This is a genomic window from Streptomyces regalis, from assembly GCF_001509475.1.
Classification (GTDB): Bacteria; Actinomycetota; Actinomycetes; order Streptomycetales; family Streptomycetaceae; genus Streptomyces; species Streptomyces regalis.
In genome coordinates this window covers 1-17606 of sequence record NZ_LLZG01000334.1, presented here as the reverse complement: position 1 = coordinate 17606, position 17606 = coordinate 1, and the positions used below count along the sequence as shown (strand labels likewise).

Sequence of the window (17606 nt, the reverse complement as noted above, 5' to 3'; positions counted from 1 at the left end):
CCGCCGCCCCTGCCCGTCCCATCCCCAGGGGCTGCCGCCCCTTCGACCCCGCTTCCTGGGGGCCTGCGGCCCCCAGACCCCCGCTTCGGCCCTGAACGGGCCTCGTCCTCAAACGCCGGACAGGCTGAGATGCACGGACCGGCGTCGGAAAGTGACCGTCAGCGTCGTGAGGGAAGCCCTGCGGGTGGGTGGGCAAAGGGCCCCAACCCCGTACCGCGTAAGGTCCCCTCATGCCCACCCCCGCCACCTCCGCGACGCCGAACACGTCCTCGGCCCCCCACATACCGGCGCCCGCACAGCGCCCCGAAGGGCCCGCGCAGCCCGAGCCGGCGCGGCGGGATCACTGGCTGCTTGCCGCTGCTCTCTTCGTCGGTTACGCGATCGTCTCCGTGGGCCGTTACCGGCACCTGGGGCAGCGTTCGTGGGATCTGGGGATCTTCGAGCAGGTCATCCGGTCGTACGCGCATCTTCAGGCGCCGATCGCCGACCTCAAGGGGCCCGGCTTCAACATCCTGGGCGATCACTTCAGCCCGGTGACCGTCCTCCTCGCCCCGCTGTACCGCGTCTTCCCGTCGCCGGTCACCCTGCTCGTCGCCCAGGCCGCACTGTTCGCCCTGTCCGCCGTGCCCGTCACCCGCGCCGCGGCCCGGCTGCTCGGGCGGCGGCGCGGGCTTGCGATCGGGGTCGCGTACGGGCTGTCGTGGGGGCTTCAGCAGGCCGTCGACTTCGATTTTCACGAGATCTGCTTCGCCGTTCCGCTCATCGCCTTCAGCCTCGAAGCGCTGCTCGCGCGGCGTTGGCGGGCCGCTCTGCTGTGGGCGATTCCGCTCGTCCTGGTGAAGGAGGATCTGGGGTTCACCCTCACGGCCATCGCCCTGGTCGTCGCCTGGCGGGCCCGCCAAGGCGGCGCGCCGCGCGCGTCCCGGTACGCGCTCGGCGTCGCGGTCTTCGGCGTGGTGGCCGTCGCGGCCACCCTTCTGCTGGTCATACCGAGCTTCAACTCCGCCGGCACCTACGACTACTGGAACAAGGTGAGCGAGTCGTCGGGCGGCGGCGGTGGGCCCTTCGACGGTCTCGACACCAAATTCCGTACGCTCTGCTGGCTCCTCGTCCCCACCACGGGACTGCTCGCCCTGCGGTCCCCGATCCTGCTCGTCGCCCTGCCCACCATCGGCTGGCGTTTCGTCTCCTCCTATCCGCAGTACTGGGGGACGGACTGGCACTACAGCGCCGTCCTGATGCCGATCGTCGTCCTCGCCCTCGTCGACGGCCTCGACACCGCCCAAAACAGCACGCGCGCGTGGCTGCGGTCGTACGTCCATCACCTGCCCGCCGCCGTCGCGGCCGCCTCGCTCGCGCTGACCACCTCGCTGCCGCTCGCCGCGCTGACCGAGAGCGAGATCTATCGCAAGCCCGCGCGCGTGACGGCCATCGAGCGGCTCCTCACCGAAGTGCCCGACAACGCCTCCGTCGAGGCGAACATCGCTCCGATCAGCAGGCTCACCTCGCGCTGCCGGGTCTTCTGGGTCAGCAACACGCGCGGCATCAACCCCGACTTCATCGCCCTCGACAACTCCCGCAAGCGCTACCGGGACGTCGAGGAGTACGCCAGGGCCCTTCACCCCGACGCCCGGTACAACATCAAGGGCACCGCCTACGGGGTCGTACTGCTCGAGCGGCAGAGCGGACCGGCGCAGAGCGGGCCATGACCGTGGGCCCGGTCCGGAGGGTGAAACCAACCTCCGGACCGGGCCCGTCTCCCCCGCAACCCCCGTATGCGGTGGCTTTTCGGTCGGCTACTCGGTCGCGATCGCGTTCAGTACGTTCATCCGGCCCGCCCTGAACGCCGGCACCAGCGCCGCGAACAGGCCCACGAAGGCCGAGCCGATGAAGACCCCGATGATCGTCGGCCACGGGATGTCCAGGACGTTCAGGCCCTCCAGCGCCAGGAGCTTCTGGGCCGTCGCGCCCCAGCCCATCCCGAGCCCGATGCCCAGCAGGGCGCCGAACAGGGCGATCACCACCGACTCCATGCGGATCATGCGGCGCAGCTGGCGGCGGGAGAGGCCGATGGCGCGCATCAGGCCGATCTCTCGGGTGCGTTCCACGACCGACAGGGCCAGGGTGTTCACCACGCCCAGGACCGCGACGATGATCGCCAGGGCCAGCAGGCCGTAGACCATGTTCAGGAGCTGGCCCATCTGGTCCTTGAGCTCCTGCTTGTAGTCGGTCTGGTCGCGGACCGGGTACTGCGGGTACGCGTGCAGCGCCTTCTTCAGGGCCGCGTACGCCGCCTCCTCCTGGCCGTCCTTCGCCTTGCCGAGCATCATCTGGCTCTGCGGGATCCGGTCGGCGGGCAGGTACTTCTGCAGCGTCTCGATGCTGATGTAGCGCGCGCCCTGGTCGAAGGAGGTGTCGTCGTCCGTGATGGCCGCGACCTTCAGCTTCGCCGTCTCGCCGCCCTTGAAGGCGACGGTGACGGTGTCGCCGACATGCACGCCGTGCTCGGTCGCGTACTCGGAGCCGACCGACATGGCGTCCTTGCCGTAGGCGGCGGACAGGGTGCCCTCCGTGGTCGTACGGCGAAGGTCCTCGGCGTACGTCGGGTCGGCGGCGGTGAGCCCGGTGTCGTCGGTCTTGCCGTCCGGCGAGGTCAGCGTGGCGTGGACCTCCTTGGAGCGGGTGACGTGCTCCAGGCCCGGCGTCTGCCGCATCGCCTTCTCGGCGTCCTCGACGATCAGCTGCTGGCCGCGCATGACGATGAAGTCCGCACCGACCGACTTGTCGAGCTCGCTCGTCGCCGAGGCGACCATCGAGGAGCCGACCACCGACAAGCAGGCCACCAGGGCGAGGCCGATCATCAGGGCGGCGCCCGTGGCGCCGGTACGGCGCGGGTTGCGCAGGGCGTTGCGCTCGGCCATGCGGCCCACGGGGCCGAAGGCGCGCAGCAGGACCGCGCTGATCACCCGGACCACCCCGCCGGCGAGCAGCGGGCCGATGACCACGAAGCCGATCAGGGTCAGCACCACGCCGCCGCCCAGCATCAGCGCACCGTCGCTCGCCTTGTCGGCGGTGGCGGCCGTGTAGAGGGCGTAGGCGCCCGCGCCCGTCAGGACCAGCCCGGTCAGGCCGCGTATCCAGCCGGCCTTGCCGTCGGCCGGCGTACCGGCGTCGCGCAGGGCGGCCATCGGGGAGACCTTGCCGGCGCGGCGGGCCGGGAGGTAGGCGGCGAGCACCGTCACCACGACGCCCAGGAGCAGGCCGGCCACGGGGGTCGTCACCTTCACCGTCAGGTCGTCGGTGGAGAGGTTCATGCCCGCCATCGACATGAGCTTCATCAGGCCGACGGCGATGCCGACACCGGCTCCGACGCCGAGCACCGAGCCCACGAAGCCCAGCAGCAGGGCCTCCACGAGCACGGAGCGGTTGACCTGCCTGCGGGACGAACCGATCGCCCGCATCAGGCCGATCTCCCTCGTCCGCTGGGCGACCAGCATCGAGAAGGTGTTGATGATCAGGAAGATGCCGACCAGGAAGGCGATCCCGGCGAAGCCGAGCATGGCGTACTTGATGACGTCCATGAACGCGCCGACGTCCTTGCGGTTCTCGTCGGCGGTCTCCTTGGCCGTCTGGATCTTGTACGTGCCGGGCGTGCCGTTCAGGGCCTCGGCGACGTTCCGCTTGAGCTGCGCGTCGCTCACGCCGTCCGCCGCGGTGACGGAGACCTGCGTGAACCGGCCGGTGGTACCGAGCAGGGTGCGCTGGGCGGTGGCGGTGTCGAAGTAGACGACGGCCGCGCCCGGGTTGGTCACCTTCCAGGAGGCGATGCCGGCGATGCGCGCGCGGATGTCGCCGGTGGCGGCGATGGTGCGCAGCTCGTCGCCGAGCTTCAGGTCGTGCTTGTCGGCGGTGTCCGCGTCGACCATGACCTCGGTGGGCCCGCGCGGGGCGTGCCCGGAGGTGATCTCCATGGACTTCAGGTCGCTCTGGGTCCAGTTGCCGGCGAAGGTGGGCGCGCCGGTGGAGGAACCCATGTTCTTGTTCTCGGAGTTGACGACGGTCACGCTCGTCGAACCGACCGCGCCCTCCGCCTTCTTCACCCCGTCCACGGCCGCGACCTGCTCGACGGCCGAGGCGGGCAGCGAGCTCGGCCGGCCCGTACCTCCGCCGTCGTCCTCGTCCTTGGCGTCCTTGGGGCTGACGGTGACGTCGGAGGAGGTGACGGCGAAGAGCTTGTCGAAGGTGGTGTTCATCGTGTCGGTGAACACCAGCGTCCCGCACACGAACGCGACGGACAGCAGCACCGCCACGGCCGACAGGGCCATGCGTCCCTTGTGTGCGAAGAAGTTGCGCATCGAGGTCTTCAGGACGGTCATGACGTACGTCCCCGGGCGTCGAAGTCCTTCATTCGGTCCAGGACGGCGTCGGCGGTCGGCTTGTACATCTCGTCGACGATGCGCCCGTCGGCGAGGTACAGCACCCGGTCCGCGTAGGAGGCGGCGACGGGGTCGTGCGTGACCATCACGATGGTCTGCCCGAGTTCGTCGACGGACCTGCGCAGAAAGCCGAGGACTTCGGCGCCGGCCCGGGAGTCCAGGTTGCCGGTCGGCTCGTCACCGAAGATGATCTCCGGCCGCGCGGCCAGGGCACGGGCGACGGCGACGCGCTGCTGCTGACCGCCGGAGAGCTGGGTCGGCCGGTGCTTGAGCCGGTCCGACAGCCCCACGGTGTCGACGACGCGCCCCAGCCAGGCCTTGTCGGGCTTGCGCCCGGCGATGTCCATGGGCAACGTGATGTTCTCCAGGGCGTTGAGCGTCGGCAGCAGGTTGAACGCCTGGAAGATGAAGCCGATCCGGTCCCGGCGCAGCTGGGTGAGCTTCTTGTCCTTCAGCCCGGTGATCTCGGTGTCGTCGAGATAGATCTGGCCGCTGCTGACGGTGTCGAGCCCGGCGAGGCAGTGCATCAAGGTGGACTTGCCGGACCCCGAGGGGCCCATGATCGCGGTGAACTGCCCCCGCGCGATGTCCACATCGACATGGTCGAGAGCGACGACACGGGTCTCCCCCGACCCGTACGCCTTGACGACCTGCCGCGCCCGCGCGGCAACGGCCGTACGCCCTCCAGTGCCCCCGTGCCTGGGAATGGTTACAGCCGATGTCACGGTTTGACTCCTAAGTCGGTTATGGATGGACGCACGAGTCCGTGTGCCGGTACGTCAGGAACTGGTACATCGAGAACTGGTGCGCCGAGAACTGGTACGTCGTTGAGTCTGGCTCCGGAGAGGGGCCCGGCGCGCTGGTGCCGAGCCCCGTCTTGTACGGGGGAAAACCCCACCCCCGCCGGTTCGGTCAGCCGCCCCCCAGCGGCGTAAAGCCAGATTAAGGACGACCCCCGCCACCTCTCGTCCTCCGGCGGTACCAACCCTCCCCGAGACCTAGTACGGAGGTACCCCTAGGGGCAGTCCACCCTGCGGTGGAGCGCACGTCGGGGTTGTCTCCGCCCTGCGGCCCATCCAGCCTCCACCCTCCCGCGACGTCAGGGTCAAGTGGGAAGCTGTTCGGCGGCAGATAGTTGCAAGGGGAATGCATTAGGAGAGGAACCCGGTGGGCAGTACGAGACCCGCTATACGCGACACCGCACCGCACACCGGAACCGACAGGCGTGGGGCCGTGGTCGCGGCCCTGATGCTCGCGATGGCGCTGGCCGCGCTCGACGCCACCATCGTCTCCACGGCCGTACCGCAGATCGTCGGCGACCTCGGCGGCTTCTCGGTCTTCTCCTGGCTCTTCTCCGGATACCTGCTGGCCGTGACGGTGACCCTCCCGGTCTACGGCAAGCTCTCCGACACCTTCGGCCGCAAGCCGGTGCTGATCGCGGGCGCGGCGCTGTTCCTGCTGGGGTCGCTGCTGTGCGCGGTGGCCTGGAACATGGCGGCGCTGATCGCGTTCCGGATCGTGCAGGGGCTGGGCGGCGGGGCCCTGCAGGGGACGGTGCAGACGCTGGCCGCCGACCTGTACCCGCTGAAGGAACGCCCGAAGATCCAGTCCAAGTTGTCCACGGTGTGGGCGGTGTCGGCGGTGGCCGGGCCGGGGTTGGGCGGGGTCCTGGCGGCGTACGCGGACTGGCGCTGGATCTTCCTGATCAACCTGCCGATCGGGGCGGTGGCGTTGTGGCTGATCGTGCGGTACCTGCACGAGCCGGAGCGCGAGCGCGAGACGCCGGGCACACGCGCGCGTGTCGACTGGGCGGGCGCGCTGGCGGTGTTCGCGTGCGGGGGTGTGCTGCTGACGGCGCTGGTGCAGGGCGGGGTGGCGTGGCCGTGGCTGTCGGGGCCGTCGATCGCCTTGTTCGGTACGGGACTTGCGCTCGTGGCGGTGGTGGTGGTCGTGGAGCGCCGGGCGGCCGACCCGATCATCCCCGGGTGGGTGTGGCGGCGCCGGACGATCGCGGCGGTGAACCTGGCGCTGGGCGCGCTGGGGTTGCTGATGGTGGCGCCGACGGTCTTCCTCCCCACCTACGCCCAGTCGGTCCTCGGCCTGGCCCCGGTGGCGGCCGGATTCGTGCTGTCGGTCTGGACGTTGAGCTGGCCGGTGTCGGCGGCGTTCAGTCAGCACGTGTACCGCAGGATCGGCTTCCGGAACACGGCGATGCTGGGGATCGGTTCGGCGTCGCTGATCCTGCTGGCGTTCCTGTTCCTGCCGTATCCCGGGCAGGCGTGGCAGCCGACGCTGCTGATGCTGCTGCTCGGGGCTGCGCTGGGACTGTTCCAACTGCCGCTGATCGTGGGCGTGCAGTCGACGGTGGGGTGGTCGGAGCGGGGTACGACGACGGCGTCGGTGCTGTTCTGCCGCCAGACGGGCCAGACGGTGGGCGCGGCACTCTTCGGCGCGGTGGCGAACGGAGTGCTGGCGTCGCGGCTCGGCGGCGCGGGCGACCTGGACTCGGTGACGCGGGCGCTGGATTCCGGCGGCACGGCACCGGAGGCCACCAGGCGGGCCATCGCCGACGCGGTGCATGCCGTGTACCTGGGTGCGTCGTGCGCGGCGGCGCTGGCCTTCCTGGTGCTGTTGCTGCTGGCGCCGAGGCGGTTCCCGGTCCTCAAGGAGGACGCCCTCACAGAAGACGCCGTCAAGGAAGACGTCCTCAAGGAAGACGGACGCTGACCTCGGGGTTGGCCGGCGACGACCCGTCGAGCATCGGTTACGGGACGCCCTTCAGGTGCAGGTCGAAGAATGCGGCGACGTACGCGCGCGTGAGGGCCTGCGAACGCAGGTAGGGCATCGGCGCGGTGTCCGGGATCCCGATCAGCTCCGCGAGAAGCGGTACGTCGGTGAACGAGCCGTGGTCGGCTCCCGCGAAGGTCAGCCGGCGCTTCCAGCCGTCCAGCTCGGCCCAGGCCTGGTTCCAGTCGTCGTCGAGGGTCCTCTCCTGCTGCCCCAGCATCAGGAAGGGGCGGTCGTCGAGGCCGGAGGCGGGGGTCGCGGTCTGGAAGGACCCGTCCATGTTCACACCGGCTCGTACCCGCGGGTCGGCTGCCATCGTCGTGGCCGCGGAGGCGCCGCCGATGGAATGACCTGCCATACCGATGCGCTTGGCGTCGATCACGCGTGCGTACCGCCAGGCGGGATGGCGGCCGGTCAACCGGTCCTCCACGAAGGAGACGTCCTTGGCACGGCTCTCGACGACGGCCTGGCCGACCTCGGGGAACTCGTCGCAGACGGCGCAGGGCAGGGTCTGTCCGTCCGGGAGGGTCGTACCGGCGTTCTCGTACGGGAGGTCGACCGCCGCGACGACGTATCCACGGCTGGCGAGATCCTCGGCGAGACCTGTGAGCGTCGCGCGCGTGAAGGTGAACCCGGGCGAGAGAACGACGAGCGGGAACCTGCCGTGGGCAGGGCGGGCGTCACTGTGCGCCCAAGTACGGACACCGGCGATCGTCTCGGGCGGGACGGTGGCGTCCGGGACCCTCAGTTCCAGGAGGTGACGGGCCTCTTCGGTGGTCATGTACGGAGCCGTCGGCCCGCCCGTACCGGGGCGCGCGGGGCTGACGCACCGTGGTGGTCGAAGACCTCGACGTCGCCGGAATGCTCCGCAACAAACGACTCGCCCGCCACGTGGCCGATGCCGGATTCGGGGAGATCCGGCGCCAGCTCACCTACAAGGGCCAACGGAACGCCTGCCCCACCATCGTGGCCAACCGCTGGTACCCCTCCTCCAAGACCTGCTCGAACTGCGGCGCAACGAAAGCCAAGCTGCCGCTGCACGTGAGAGTCTTCGACTGCGACGAGTGCCCGCTTGTGATGGACCGGGACGAGAACGCAGCGCGCAACCTGGTCGCCCTCGCGGCGGCCTGCACCACTGGTACCGGAGTGGCCGGAGACCAGGGCGCCGACACCGCGCCGAAGCCCCGTGGAGCCGACCGTAAGACCCGCCGCCAACGCCCCGACCGGAACACCGGCCGAGGCGGGCGGGCAGGTGGCGCAGCGCTGCCGCACCAGCGGCAGAAGGAAACGGGAGACCGTCGTCAGGACACCGAAGCGCAACTCGCGCTCTGGTGACACCGCCACGGACCTTCCAGACACAAATGCCTGGATTGCTGAGAGTCCCTGAGACTCTGAGTAACGGCAGTTGGGCCGATCCGGCGGTGGAGGGGACCGCCGCTTCGGCGGCGTGGGCGGAGCCCGCACCGACGACCGGCAGGGTCACGGCCGGTCCGAGCGCGAGCACGAGGGACGCCGCGACGGCTGAGAAGCGTGGTCTGTTCATGCCGAGGACGGTAGGCCGCGGGCCGCTGACCTGGCGTCACGCCGCAGTCCCCGGTCCGGGACGCCCTCGTAGTACCGCAGACGTACACATACCCTGTCCCCCATGCTGATCCTGGAGCGCCTACGCACCGACCACACGGACGCCCTGCTGGCCTTCGAGCGGGAGAACCGGGAGTACTTCGCCCGTTCCATTCCGGATCGCGGAGACGCGTATTTCGCAGACTTCGACGCCCGCATCCAAGCGCTGCTGGCCGAACAGGACGCCGGGATCTGCCACTTCCACGTCGTGCTGGACGCCGACGGGCGCCTCGTCGGGCGGGTCAACCTCATCGACGTCGAGGACGGTTCCGCCGAACTCGGCTACCGCATCGGCGAACGCGCCGCGGGCAAAGGCGTCGCCACGGCGGCGGTCGCGGAGGTGTGCCGGGTGGCCGGCACGGCGTACGGGCTGACCTCCCTGGTCGCGGTCACCACCCTGGACAACCTGGCGTCCCGGGCCGTCCTTGAGCGGAACTCCTTCGCCGTCGTGGAGAACCTCGCCGTGGCCGGCCGGCCCGGGATCCGCTATCGGCGCCCGCATCTCGGGCACTGACAGGGCGGGAAGCGGCCCGCGAGGTCGAACGGGGTGTCTTTGCGGGAGGGCTGGTACGTCACTGTGGGTCCCCATGTGCGGCCGCTGTCGCGGGAGACGCGGAGGGTGAGGGAGGGGCCGGGGACGCTGTCCCACGGGTCCTGTGCCTGCTCTTTTGCCTGGTCGGCTTGTTCCACGCCAACGCCTTTCACTTTCCGTGCCGTTGCATGCACACAGTGGCGTCACCGCAGGTACGCTCGGAAGATGGCTCAGCGTGACAACGGGGTCCGCACGGAGGGGAGTTGCGCACGCACATCGCGCATATCGAGGCAGGGCGGCGGAGGCCTGATCCGGATGATGCGCGGCGGCTGGATCAGGTGCTGGGCGGTGACGGGTTCTTCGTGAACTTCCTGCCGACGCTGGATGGGAAGAAGGTCGCGGAACACTTCAAGGCGGCGTTGGAGTTCGAGGGCCAGGCGATCATCATCAAGGAATACGCCCCGACGCTCGTGCCGGGCATCTTGCAGACGCAGCCGTACACGCACGAGGTGTCCAGCTAGCTATCCGCGCAAGAGCAACGAGGAGATCGACGCACTCCTCGCCACTCGCCTCGAACGGGCCCGCATCCTGGACAACTTCCACCGCCCCGAGGTCTGCGTACTCCTGGACGAGGCAGTGCTTCGGCGACCCATCGGCGGCCCCTTCGTGATGTGCGAACAGCTCCGTCACATCGTGAAGTTGGGCGAGTCCCGCCGCATCTCCGTACACGTGCCCCCGTTCGCGGCAGGCGCGCACACTCTGCTGGAGGGCTTCCTCTCGCTCATGTGGTTCGAAGAGCTCCCGCCCATCGCGTATGCGGAAGGCGTGAACAGCGGTCGGGTCCTGGAGCTCCCGGCCGTGGTACGCGAATGCCAGGAGATCTACGATCACGCGCTGGGCGACGCCTTGTCGCACCGCAAATCCCTGGACCTGCTCAGGTCCGTCGCGATTACGAGCATGCAGCGCAGCGAGTACCTCATCCCTGACGCCTCGGTACTGACCGGCTGGCGTAAGTCCAGCTACAGCGGCGGCAGTGGCGGCTCGTGCCTCGAAGTCAACGACGCCGCCCGTCCCACCCACGTCCCCGTCCGCGACAGCAAGAACCCCACCGGCCCGGCGATCGTCTTCTCGGCCGCTGCCTGGGCCGCGTTTGTCACCTCTCCTCGTTGATCGCTCAACCGAACACCGACGTCCAGGCCCGCCAGGGATAAAGTGGTCAATACCGGTCATTGCGCGACCGGTGCTTGGCACGCGACCTTTCGGGAGACGAGGTGGCTGCTGGGAACGCTTGGCCCGGAAGCCGCATCGAGCAGCCGGAGGCGGTGCGACTGCGGTTCTTGACGGCCATCGATCACGGGCTGTCGGTGGGCGAGACACTGAACGTGGCGCTTCAGCAGGCGATCGCCGACCTGGGTGGCCTCGGTGGCTTGGTGCACTGGCGCGACGCCGGTTCTGATCGGCTACGCCTGGTGGCGGCCGACGGGCTTGCGCCGAAGGTCGCCGGGGCATGGGCGGAACTCCGCGAAGACGAGGACGAGGACATGGCGCCCGTACGCGCCGTGCGCCGCGGTGGTTTCGTGTGGGTGGCCGGGGACAGCATGGGGATCGGGGCATCCGGCACTGCGGCGGTGCCGCTGGTCGGTGCCGAGGGGCCGATCGGGGCGCTTTCCGTGCTCACGGCGACGTCCGGCGAGCCGGATCCGGTGCAGCGGTCCTTTCTGGGCTCCGTGGCGGCATGGGCGGCCGGACACCTGGAACGGCACCTGGAACAGCATCCCGATGTGTCCGGTGGGGAGTTGCCCCGCATGGTCGCCGTCAGGCACTGGGAATACAACGCCGCGGCCGGTTCCGTACGGCTCACCCCGCTCACCCCACCGGTCGTCGGCATGCCCGGCGCGTCGCAGCCGGATCTCGAGGATCTGGCGACCCTCACGGCCGACATCCGGGAGGCGTTCGACCGCGGGACGGCGTACGACACCGAATATCGAGTGGACCACGGCGACGGCACATTCGGCTGGATGCGAGCACGCGGCACCATCGTGCCGGGTGAGGACGGCACCTCTGCCCGTATGGTCGGCACGCTGTGGGGCCCGGCGCAGGCAGGGGCCGCGCGCGATCCGGTCGTCGCCGCCCTGCGCGACCTGGGCGACGGGTTCCTGACGGTCGACGAGGACTGGCGTATCACCTTCGCCAACAAGGAGGCCGAGCGCCTCCTCGGCGCCGGCCGGACGCTGCTGGGCAGCAGGCTCTGGGACATCCCCGCGGCACGCACCCCTGGTCTCGAATCCCACTGCCGGCGCGCGTCCGCCGAGCGGAAGCCGATCAGTTTCGATCTCCACTGGCCGGGCGATCAGCACGTCCACCGTGTCCGGCTGGTCCCCTTGCAGGGCGGCGGGCTGACGATCTACTTCGCCGACGTCACCGACGAGCAGCCGGGGGGTGCCGAGCGGACCGCACGGATGAGCGAGCTGACCGCGGCGCTGACCGAGGCCGTCACATCGAACGACGTGGTCAAGGCCGTCGCGGCGCATGTCCTGCCGCCCTTCGGCGCCGACGGGCTGGTGGTCAACGCGCTGACGGGTGGCTGGCTGCACGTGGTCGGATCCGTCGGGTACACCGAGGAGTTCCTGCGCCAGATCGACGGGATCCCGGTCACCTCCCACATGGCGATCGCCGAGACGTTCCGCACCCGCACTCCCGGATTCATCGAATCGCCCGCCGAGTACGTCCGGCGCTTTCCGCAGTTCAAGGGCTTTGTGAACGCCTCGGCCAAGAAGGCATGGGTTTTTCTTCCGCTCATCGCCTCCGGGCACACGATCGGCTGCTGCGTCATCTCCTTCACCCGGCCGCGCTCCTTCAGCGAGGAGGAACGCACCCTGCTGATAGCCCTGAGCGGGCTGATCGGACAGGCACTGGAGCGGGCCCGGCTGTACGACGTGGAGCACACCCGCGCCCAGGAACTCCAGCGCGGGCTGCTCCCCAGGACGCTGCCCTCCCTGCCGGCCGTCCGCGCCACCGCCCGCTACATGCCCGCGGGGAAGGGCGAGGAGGTGGGCGGTGACTGGTACGACCTGATCCCGCTCTCGGCCGATCGGGTCGCCCTCGTGATCGGCGACGTCATGGGGCACGGCATCGCCGAAGCCGCCATCATGGGGCAGCTGCGCACGGCGGCCCGCGCCCTTGCCGACCTCGAACTGAGTCCGGACGAACTGCTGACCCACCTCAGCGAACTCGTCTCCGACCTGGGCCACGACAGGTACGCCACCTGCTCGTATGCCGTGTTCGACCCTGTCACCCGTACCTGCTCGCTCTCGTTGGCCGGTCATCTCCCGCCTGTCGTCGTCCATCCCGACGGGACGGTCCACTGCCCGGAGCTGGTCAGCGACCCACCGCTGGGCGCCGCGGAGCCTCCCTTCGAGACGTACGAGCTGCGCCTGCCGGAGGAGAGCCTGCTCGTGTTCTACACGGACGGCCTCGTCGAGTCCGCCACCCGGGACATCGACCAGGGACTGGCTCAGCTCAGGCAGACGCTGGCCTGGGCCGTGTCCCGGACCTCGTACTTCCCCAGCGGCGACACCCAGCAGGGTGACACCCCGCAGGATGACACCAGGCGTCTCGACGACCTGTGCGACGTCATCGTCTCGGCTCTGCTGCCCGACCGTGAGCAGACGAACGACGACGCGGTCCTGCTCCTGGTCCACACCCGGGGTACACCTGTCGACAGCGTCGCCTCGTGCAGCCTTCCGGACGACCCGCGGGCAGCCGGCCAGGCCCGGGAATACGTCCGCAACCAGCTTGCCGTCTGGGATCTGGACGATCTCGCCATGACCACCGAGCTCCTGGTGAGCGAGTTGGTCGGCAATGTGATCCGGCATGCCAGCGGCCCCATGCGCCTGCGTCTGATGCGCAGCCGGTCGCTGATCTGTGAGGTCTATGACGGCAGCCTCACCAGCCCGCGCATCCGGCGCGCCGCGTACACCGACGAGGGTGGCCGGGGTCTGCACCTGGTGGCCGCTCTCTCGCAGCGCTGGGGCACTCGCCATCTCGACGAGGGCAAATGCATCTGGACCGAGCAGGACCTTCCGCTCGCCCCCTGATTCAGCTGTTGCTCCGCCCCGCCTGCACCGTCGCCACGATCTCCGAGGGCTTGACCGGCAGCCGCCGGACCCGCATCCCGTACTCCCGCAGGGCGTCGTCGACGGCCCCCGACACGGCTGCCGGGGCCACCATGCGGCCGCCCTCGCCGCCGCCCTTGATGCCGTACTCGGTGAACGGCGAGGGCGTCTGGACGTGTCCGATGCGGAACGCCGGGGCCTCGCCCGCGGTGGGGATGAGGTAGTCCCTGAAGGTCGGGGACTGGAACTGCCCGTTCTCGTCGTAGGCCAGCTCCTCGTAGAGCGTGGTCCCGATGCCCTGCACGGCGCCGCCCGTGACGTGGCCGCCCAGGCTCCTGGGGTTCACGATCGTCCCGGCGTCGTGCACGGCCACGTAGTCGAGGAAGGAGACGATCCCGGTGTCGGGGTCGACTTCCACGACCGCGATGTGACAGGCATGGCCCATGATCGGGTAGAAGACGCCGAGGTCGGAGCCGTCCGGTGCGGGAAGCGTCGTGTACGGGTGGTCGTAGGTGTACGACTCCTCCAGTCCGCTCGTCATGCCCTCGGGCAGGTTGAGCGCGAAGAAGTAGGCGGTGCCCGCCAGTTCGGCGATGGTCAGTCCCGTCTCCGGTTCGCCTCTGACCTGCACGCGCGCGTCGACGAGTTCGAGGTCGTCCGGGGGTACTTCGAGGGTGTGCGCGGCGATGCGCAGGAGCTTGTCCCGCAGCTTGCGCGACGCGCCGCGGATCGCGCCGGCCACCATGGCCGTGTAGCGGCTGCCGCCCGGTCCGGTGCCGGGAAGGGCGTGGGCGGAGTCGGCGTACCGGACGTTGACGCTCTCCGGCGGGATCCCGAACTCCTCGGCGAGCACGGTGGCGCCCACTGTCTCGGGGCTGTTGCCCCACATCGACTGGCAGTGCAGCAGGAGCTGGAAGGAACCAGTCGGGTCGATGGTCACCGTCGCGCTCTCGGGGCTGGAGGTGAGGGGGAAGGTGGGCTTCTCCAGCAGGAACCAGAACTCGGTGGCGCTGAAGACGCTGCGCTCCTGGGTCGTGGCCAGCCCGATGCCGATGCAGCGGCCCTCCTCCTCCCGCAGCCGCTTCTGTTCGCGGCGCCACCTGTCGAGGTCGATCATCGACAGTGCCTTGTCCAGTACGGCGGGGTAGTCACCGCTGTCGTAGAGGTTGCCGCCGGGGATCCTGTACGGGAACTGGTCGGGCTGGATGAAGTTGCGGCGGCGGATCTCCTCCGGGGCGAGCCCGAGCCGGGCCGCGCCCTGGTCGACCAGCCGTTCCAGCACCCAGTTGTGCACCTCGGAGCCGAAGCCGCGGTAGGCGCCCTGCTGGCACTTGTCGGTGACCACGGCCCGCAGCCGGTACCGCACGTCCCTGAACCGGTACGGGCCGACGACCTGGGAGAAGGCGTTGCCGTGGTGGCCGACGCCGAACTGCATGTAGGCGCCGTAGTCGTCGACGACGTCGATGTCGAGGCCGACGATCGTGCCGTCGGCGCGAAAGCCCATGCGGGCTTCGTAGAAGCGGTCGCAGCCGTGGTGGTCGGAGTTCGTCAGGTGGTCGAGACGGTCCTCGATGTACGACACCGGACGGCCCGTCTGCAGGGCCAGGAAGCCGGCGAGGGTGGGCACCTTGTGTGCGGCGAGCTTGCTGCCGAAGCTGCCGCCCGCCGGGACCGGCCTCAGCGTCAGCTTGTTCGACGGAATCCTCAGTGTGGCCGCGATCAGGAAGCAGAAGTAGCTGAAGTTGAGCGAGTTGCAGGAGATCTCCAGCACGCCGTTGAAGCCGGGCCGGGCCACCGCGCCCGTGGTCTCCATCGGCATTCCGGCGCAGCGGCCCCAGTGCAGGGTGTCCTCGACGACGAGGTCGGCGTCGGCGAACGCGGCGTTCACATCGCCGAACTCGAAGGTCCGCTCGTAGCCGATGTTGCTGCCGTGCTCCTCGTGCAGCAGGGCGGATCCCGGCTGCATGGCCGCCATCGGGTCGGTGACCGGCGGGAGTTCCTGGTAGTCGACCTTCAGCAGGTCCACGCCGTCCTCGGCGAGATACCTGCTCTCCGCGACGACGGCCGCCACGGCCTCGCCGACGTAGCGGACCTTGTCCACGGCCAGCGGGTACTGCGTGATGGTGGCCGGGCCGAAGCTCATGCAGGGATTCAGCTTCGCCTTGCAGTCCTCGCCGGTGAGCACGGCGACGACCCCGGGCAGCTTCAGTGCCTCGGTGGCGTCGACGGACCTGATCCACGCGTGCGGCAGGGGGCTGCGCAGGATCGCGGCGTGCAGCATGCCCGGCACCTTGAGGTCGGCGATGTAGCCGCCTCGGCCGACCAGCAGCCGGGGGTCCTCGATGCGCCTGCGGTCCTTGCCGATGTACGTGTAGGTCATGAGTCTCACGACCTCCCGCGGGCCCGTCGGCCGGCGGCGGACTGAACCGCGTTGACGATGTTCTGGTAGCCGGTGCAGCGGCACAGGATCCCGGAGATCTCGTGGCGCACCTCGGCATCGGTCAGCTCACGGCCGGTCTCGATGATCTCCTTGGTGCGCAGCACCATCGCGGGCGTGCAGAAGCCGCACTGCAGCCCCTGCTCCTCGGCGAACGCCTCCTGGATGGGATGCAGCTCCGCCGGGTTGGCGGACAGGCTCTCGACGGTCTCGACCGCGTGCCCGTCCGCCTGGACGGCCAGCATCAGGCAGGAGCGCACGGAGTGGCCGTCGAAGAGGACGGTGCAGCATCCGCACTCGCCGTGCTCGCATCCGAGATGCACGCTGACCAGGTCGAGTTCGTCGCGCAGGAAGTCGGCGAGCGTGGTGCGCGTCGACACCTCGCGGGTGACGCCCTGCCCATTGACACGCACGGTCATGGTCCGGCGGGTGGTGCCGTACTTGGCGGCGGCGGAGGCGGTCACTTCCCGTTCCCCCTCTCTCGGGCGCGCGCCACGGCCGCGGTGAGCGCACGCCGCACCACGACGAAGGCGAGGTGTTGGCGGTAGGCGCGCGTGGCGTGCAGGTCGTCCACCGAGATCACCCAGGGCACGATCTCCTCGGCGGCCCTGGTGATCCTCTCCTCGGTCGGGGCCTCACCGACCAGCGCGGCCTCCACCGCGAAGGCGCGGACCGGCGTGTCGGAGACACCCGAGACGCCGACGGAGACGGAGGTGACACGGCCGTCCCCGTCGAGGTTCACCACCGCGGCGGCGCCTGCGAGCGCGAAGTCGCCCACGCGCCGGGCCACCTCCACGAAGCCGTGGCCTGCGGCCCGCGACATCACCGGGTAACGGACGGCGACGAGGACCTCCGCGGGCTCCAGGGCCGTGATCATCCGGCCCTGGAAGAAGTCCCGGGCCTCGATGGTGCGGATGTCGGACGGCCCCCGCACGACCACCGTCGCGTCGAGCGCCACCGCCGTGCAGGGCAGTTCGGCGGCGGGGTCGGCAAGCGCCAGGCTGCCGCCGACCGTGCCGCGGTGGCGGTTCTCGATGTGGCCGATGTGGCCGGTGGCCTCCGGCAGCAGCGGGACCAGTTCACCGACCAGCGGGTGGTCCTCAAGCTCGTACTGGCGAACCCCGGCGCCGATCTCCAGGGTGTCGGCCCGGCGCTCGACCTTCTGCAGGTCACCGATCTTGTTGATGTCGATCAGCGCGTCCGGCCTGACAAGCCGCAGGGTGAGCATGGGCAGAAGGCTCTGCCCTCCCGCGAGGACGAGGGAAGCGATGCCGTACTCGCTCTTGAGCGCGACAGCCTCGTCGATGGATTCGGGATCGCAGTACGTGAAGGGAGGCGGCTTCATCGCCCCTCCTTGGTCGCGGCGCGTCTTCTTGGTTGCGGCGCGCAAACCCGGTTCTCCTCCAGTGCACCACACCCAGCGCAATGACGCCGAGGCCGTTGAAAGGTCCGAGTTAACGGGGGTAACACCCCAGGTCAGACACGGTTTGGCGTAGTAAGCGCATACCGACCGCCCAGTTTGGTGAAAACCGCACACACTCCCGGTACTCCGCAGTAACGTGCATGGCTCGCCGCCCCCCACCTCCCTGCGGTCCGCCGCACCGGACCCGAGCCACGCAAGGAGCACGGGATGTCCCCGTCCTACGACCCGTCACCGCCGTACCCGTACGGCCCTGGTG

At 69.7% G+C, this 17606-nt stretch carries 13 protein-coding genes; 7 read left to right on the top strand and 6 right to left on the bottom strand.

Going from position 1 to position 17606, the window contains the following annotated elements; all coding sequences use genetic code 11:
- Window positions 1-230: 230 nt before the first annotated feature.
- Window positions 231-1709 (top strand): DUF2079 domain-containing protein, encoded by a 1479-nt coding sequence (locus tag ADL12_RS28045; RefSeq protein ID WP_062706593.1) that lies wholly within the window; start codon window positions 231-233, stop codon window positions 1707-1709.
- Window positions 1710-1796: 87 nt separating this feature from the next.
- On the opposite strand, the gene ADL12_RS28040 is transcribed toward ADL12_RS28045, so the two are convergent.
- Together ADL12_RS28040 and ADL12_RS28035 are read right to left on the bottom strand one after the other, a co-directional pair.
- The gene (locus ADL12_RS28040) at window positions 1797-4376 is read right to left on the bottom strand and encodes an ABC transporter permease (protein ID WP_062706591.1); all 2580 of its coding nucleotides are present in this window, start codon (window positions 4374-4376) and stop codon (window positions 1797-1799) included.
- On the bottom strand, window positions 4373-5161 hold the full coding sequence (locus ADL12_RS28035; RefSeq protein WP_062706589.1) for an ABC transporter ATP-binding protein: 789 nt from the start codon (window positions 5159-5161) through the stop codon (window positions 4373-4375). Before ADL12_RS28035 ends, ADL12_RS28040 begins: the two co-directional genes overlap by 4 nt.
- A 442-nt stretch (window positions 5162-5603) precedes the next feature.
- Between ADL12_RS28035 and ADL12_RS28030 the strand changes: the two genes are divergently transcribed.
- Entirely contained in the window at window positions 5604-7163 is a 1560-nt protein-coding gene (locus ADL12_RS28030) for an MFS transporter (RefSeq protein WP_062706587.1), read from the top strand.
- A gap of 37 nt (window positions 7164-7200) precedes the next feature.
- Here ADL12_RS28030 and ADL12_RS28025 read toward each other — a convergent pair whose 3' ends face one another.
- Window positions 7201-8004: an alpha/beta hydrolase family protein gene (locus ADL12_RS28025; protein WP_244188081.1), complete on the bottom strand. Its 804-nt coding sequence runs from the start codon at window positions 8002-8004 to the stop codon at window positions 7201-7203.
- Between the two features lie 50 nt (window positions 8005-8054).
- On the opposite strand from ADL12_RS28025, the gene ADL12_RS28020 reads away from it, so the two are divergent.
- The 5 genes from ADL12_RS28020 (at window position 8055) to ADL12_RS28000 (ending at window position 13472) form a co-directional block, all read left to right on the top strand.
- Window positions 8055-8558 carry a transposase gene (locus tag ADL12_RS28020; RefSeq protein ID WP_244188080.1) on the top strand — a complete coding sequence of 168 codons (504 nt, stop codon included), beginning with the start codon at window positions 8055-8057 and terminating at the stop codon, window positions 8556-8558.
- Window positions 8559-8868: 310 nt separating this feature from the next.
- Window positions 8869-9357 carry a GNAT family N-acetyltransferase gene (locus tag ADL12_RS28015; protein ID WP_062706585.1) on the top strand — a complete coding sequence of 163 codons (489 nt, stop codon included), beginning with the start codon at window positions 8869-8871 and terminating at the stop codon, window positions 9355-9357.
- Between the two features lie 281 nt (window positions 9358-9638).
- Window positions 9639-9896 carry a Scr1 family TA system antitoxin-like transcriptional regulator gene (locus ADL12_RS57820; protein WP_159053322.1) on the top strand — a complete coding sequence of 86 codons (258 nt, stop codon included), beginning with the start codon at window positions 9639-9641 and terminating at the stop codon, window positions 9894-9896.
- 25 nt (window positions 9897-9921) lie between these two features.
- A complete protein-coding gene (locus ADL12_RS57815) occupies window positions 9922-10545 on the top strand; it encodes a DUF397 domain-containing protein (RefSeq protein ID WP_279617173.1) in 624 nt (207 codons plus the stop codon).
- A 101-nt stretch (window positions 10546-10646) separates the two neighbouring features.
- A complete protein-coding gene (locus tag ADL12_RS28000; RefSeq protein WP_244188079.1) occupies window positions 10647-13472 on the top strand; it encodes a SpoIIE family protein phosphatase in 2826 nt (941 codons plus the stop codon).
- A 1-nt stretch (window position 13473) separates the two neighbouring features.
- Here the strand turns inward: ADL12_RS28000 and ADL12_RS27995 are convergent, their stop codons facing one another.
- Genes ADL12_RS27995 through ADL12_RS27985 form a run of 3 tightly spaced genes read right to left on the bottom strand, consistent with a single transcriptional unit; the run spans window position 13474 to window position 17272 of the window.
- Window positions 13474-15870: a xanthine dehydrogenase family protein molybdopterin-binding subunit gene (locus ADL12_RS27995; protein ID WP_062706577.1), complete on the bottom strand. Its 2397-nt coding sequence runs from the start codon at window positions 15868-15870 to the stop codon at window positions 13474-13476.
- A 5-nt stretch (window positions 15871-15875) separates the two neighbouring features.
- Window positions 15876-16391: a (2Fe-2S)-binding protein gene (locus ADL12_RS27990; protein ID WP_079052319.1), complete on the bottom strand. Its 516-nt coding sequence runs from the start codon at window positions 16389-16391 to the stop codon at window positions 15876-15878.
- Window positions 16388-17272 (bottom strand): FAD binding domain-containing protein, encoded by an 885-nt coding sequence (locus tag ADL12_RS27985; protein ID WP_062706575.1) that lies wholly within the window; start codon window positions 17270-17272, stop codon window positions 16388-16390. The genes ADL12_RS27990 and ADL12_RS27985 overlap by 4 nt, the downstream gene beginning before the upstream one ends.
- Between the last annotated feature and the right edge of the window lie 334 nt (window positions 17273-17606).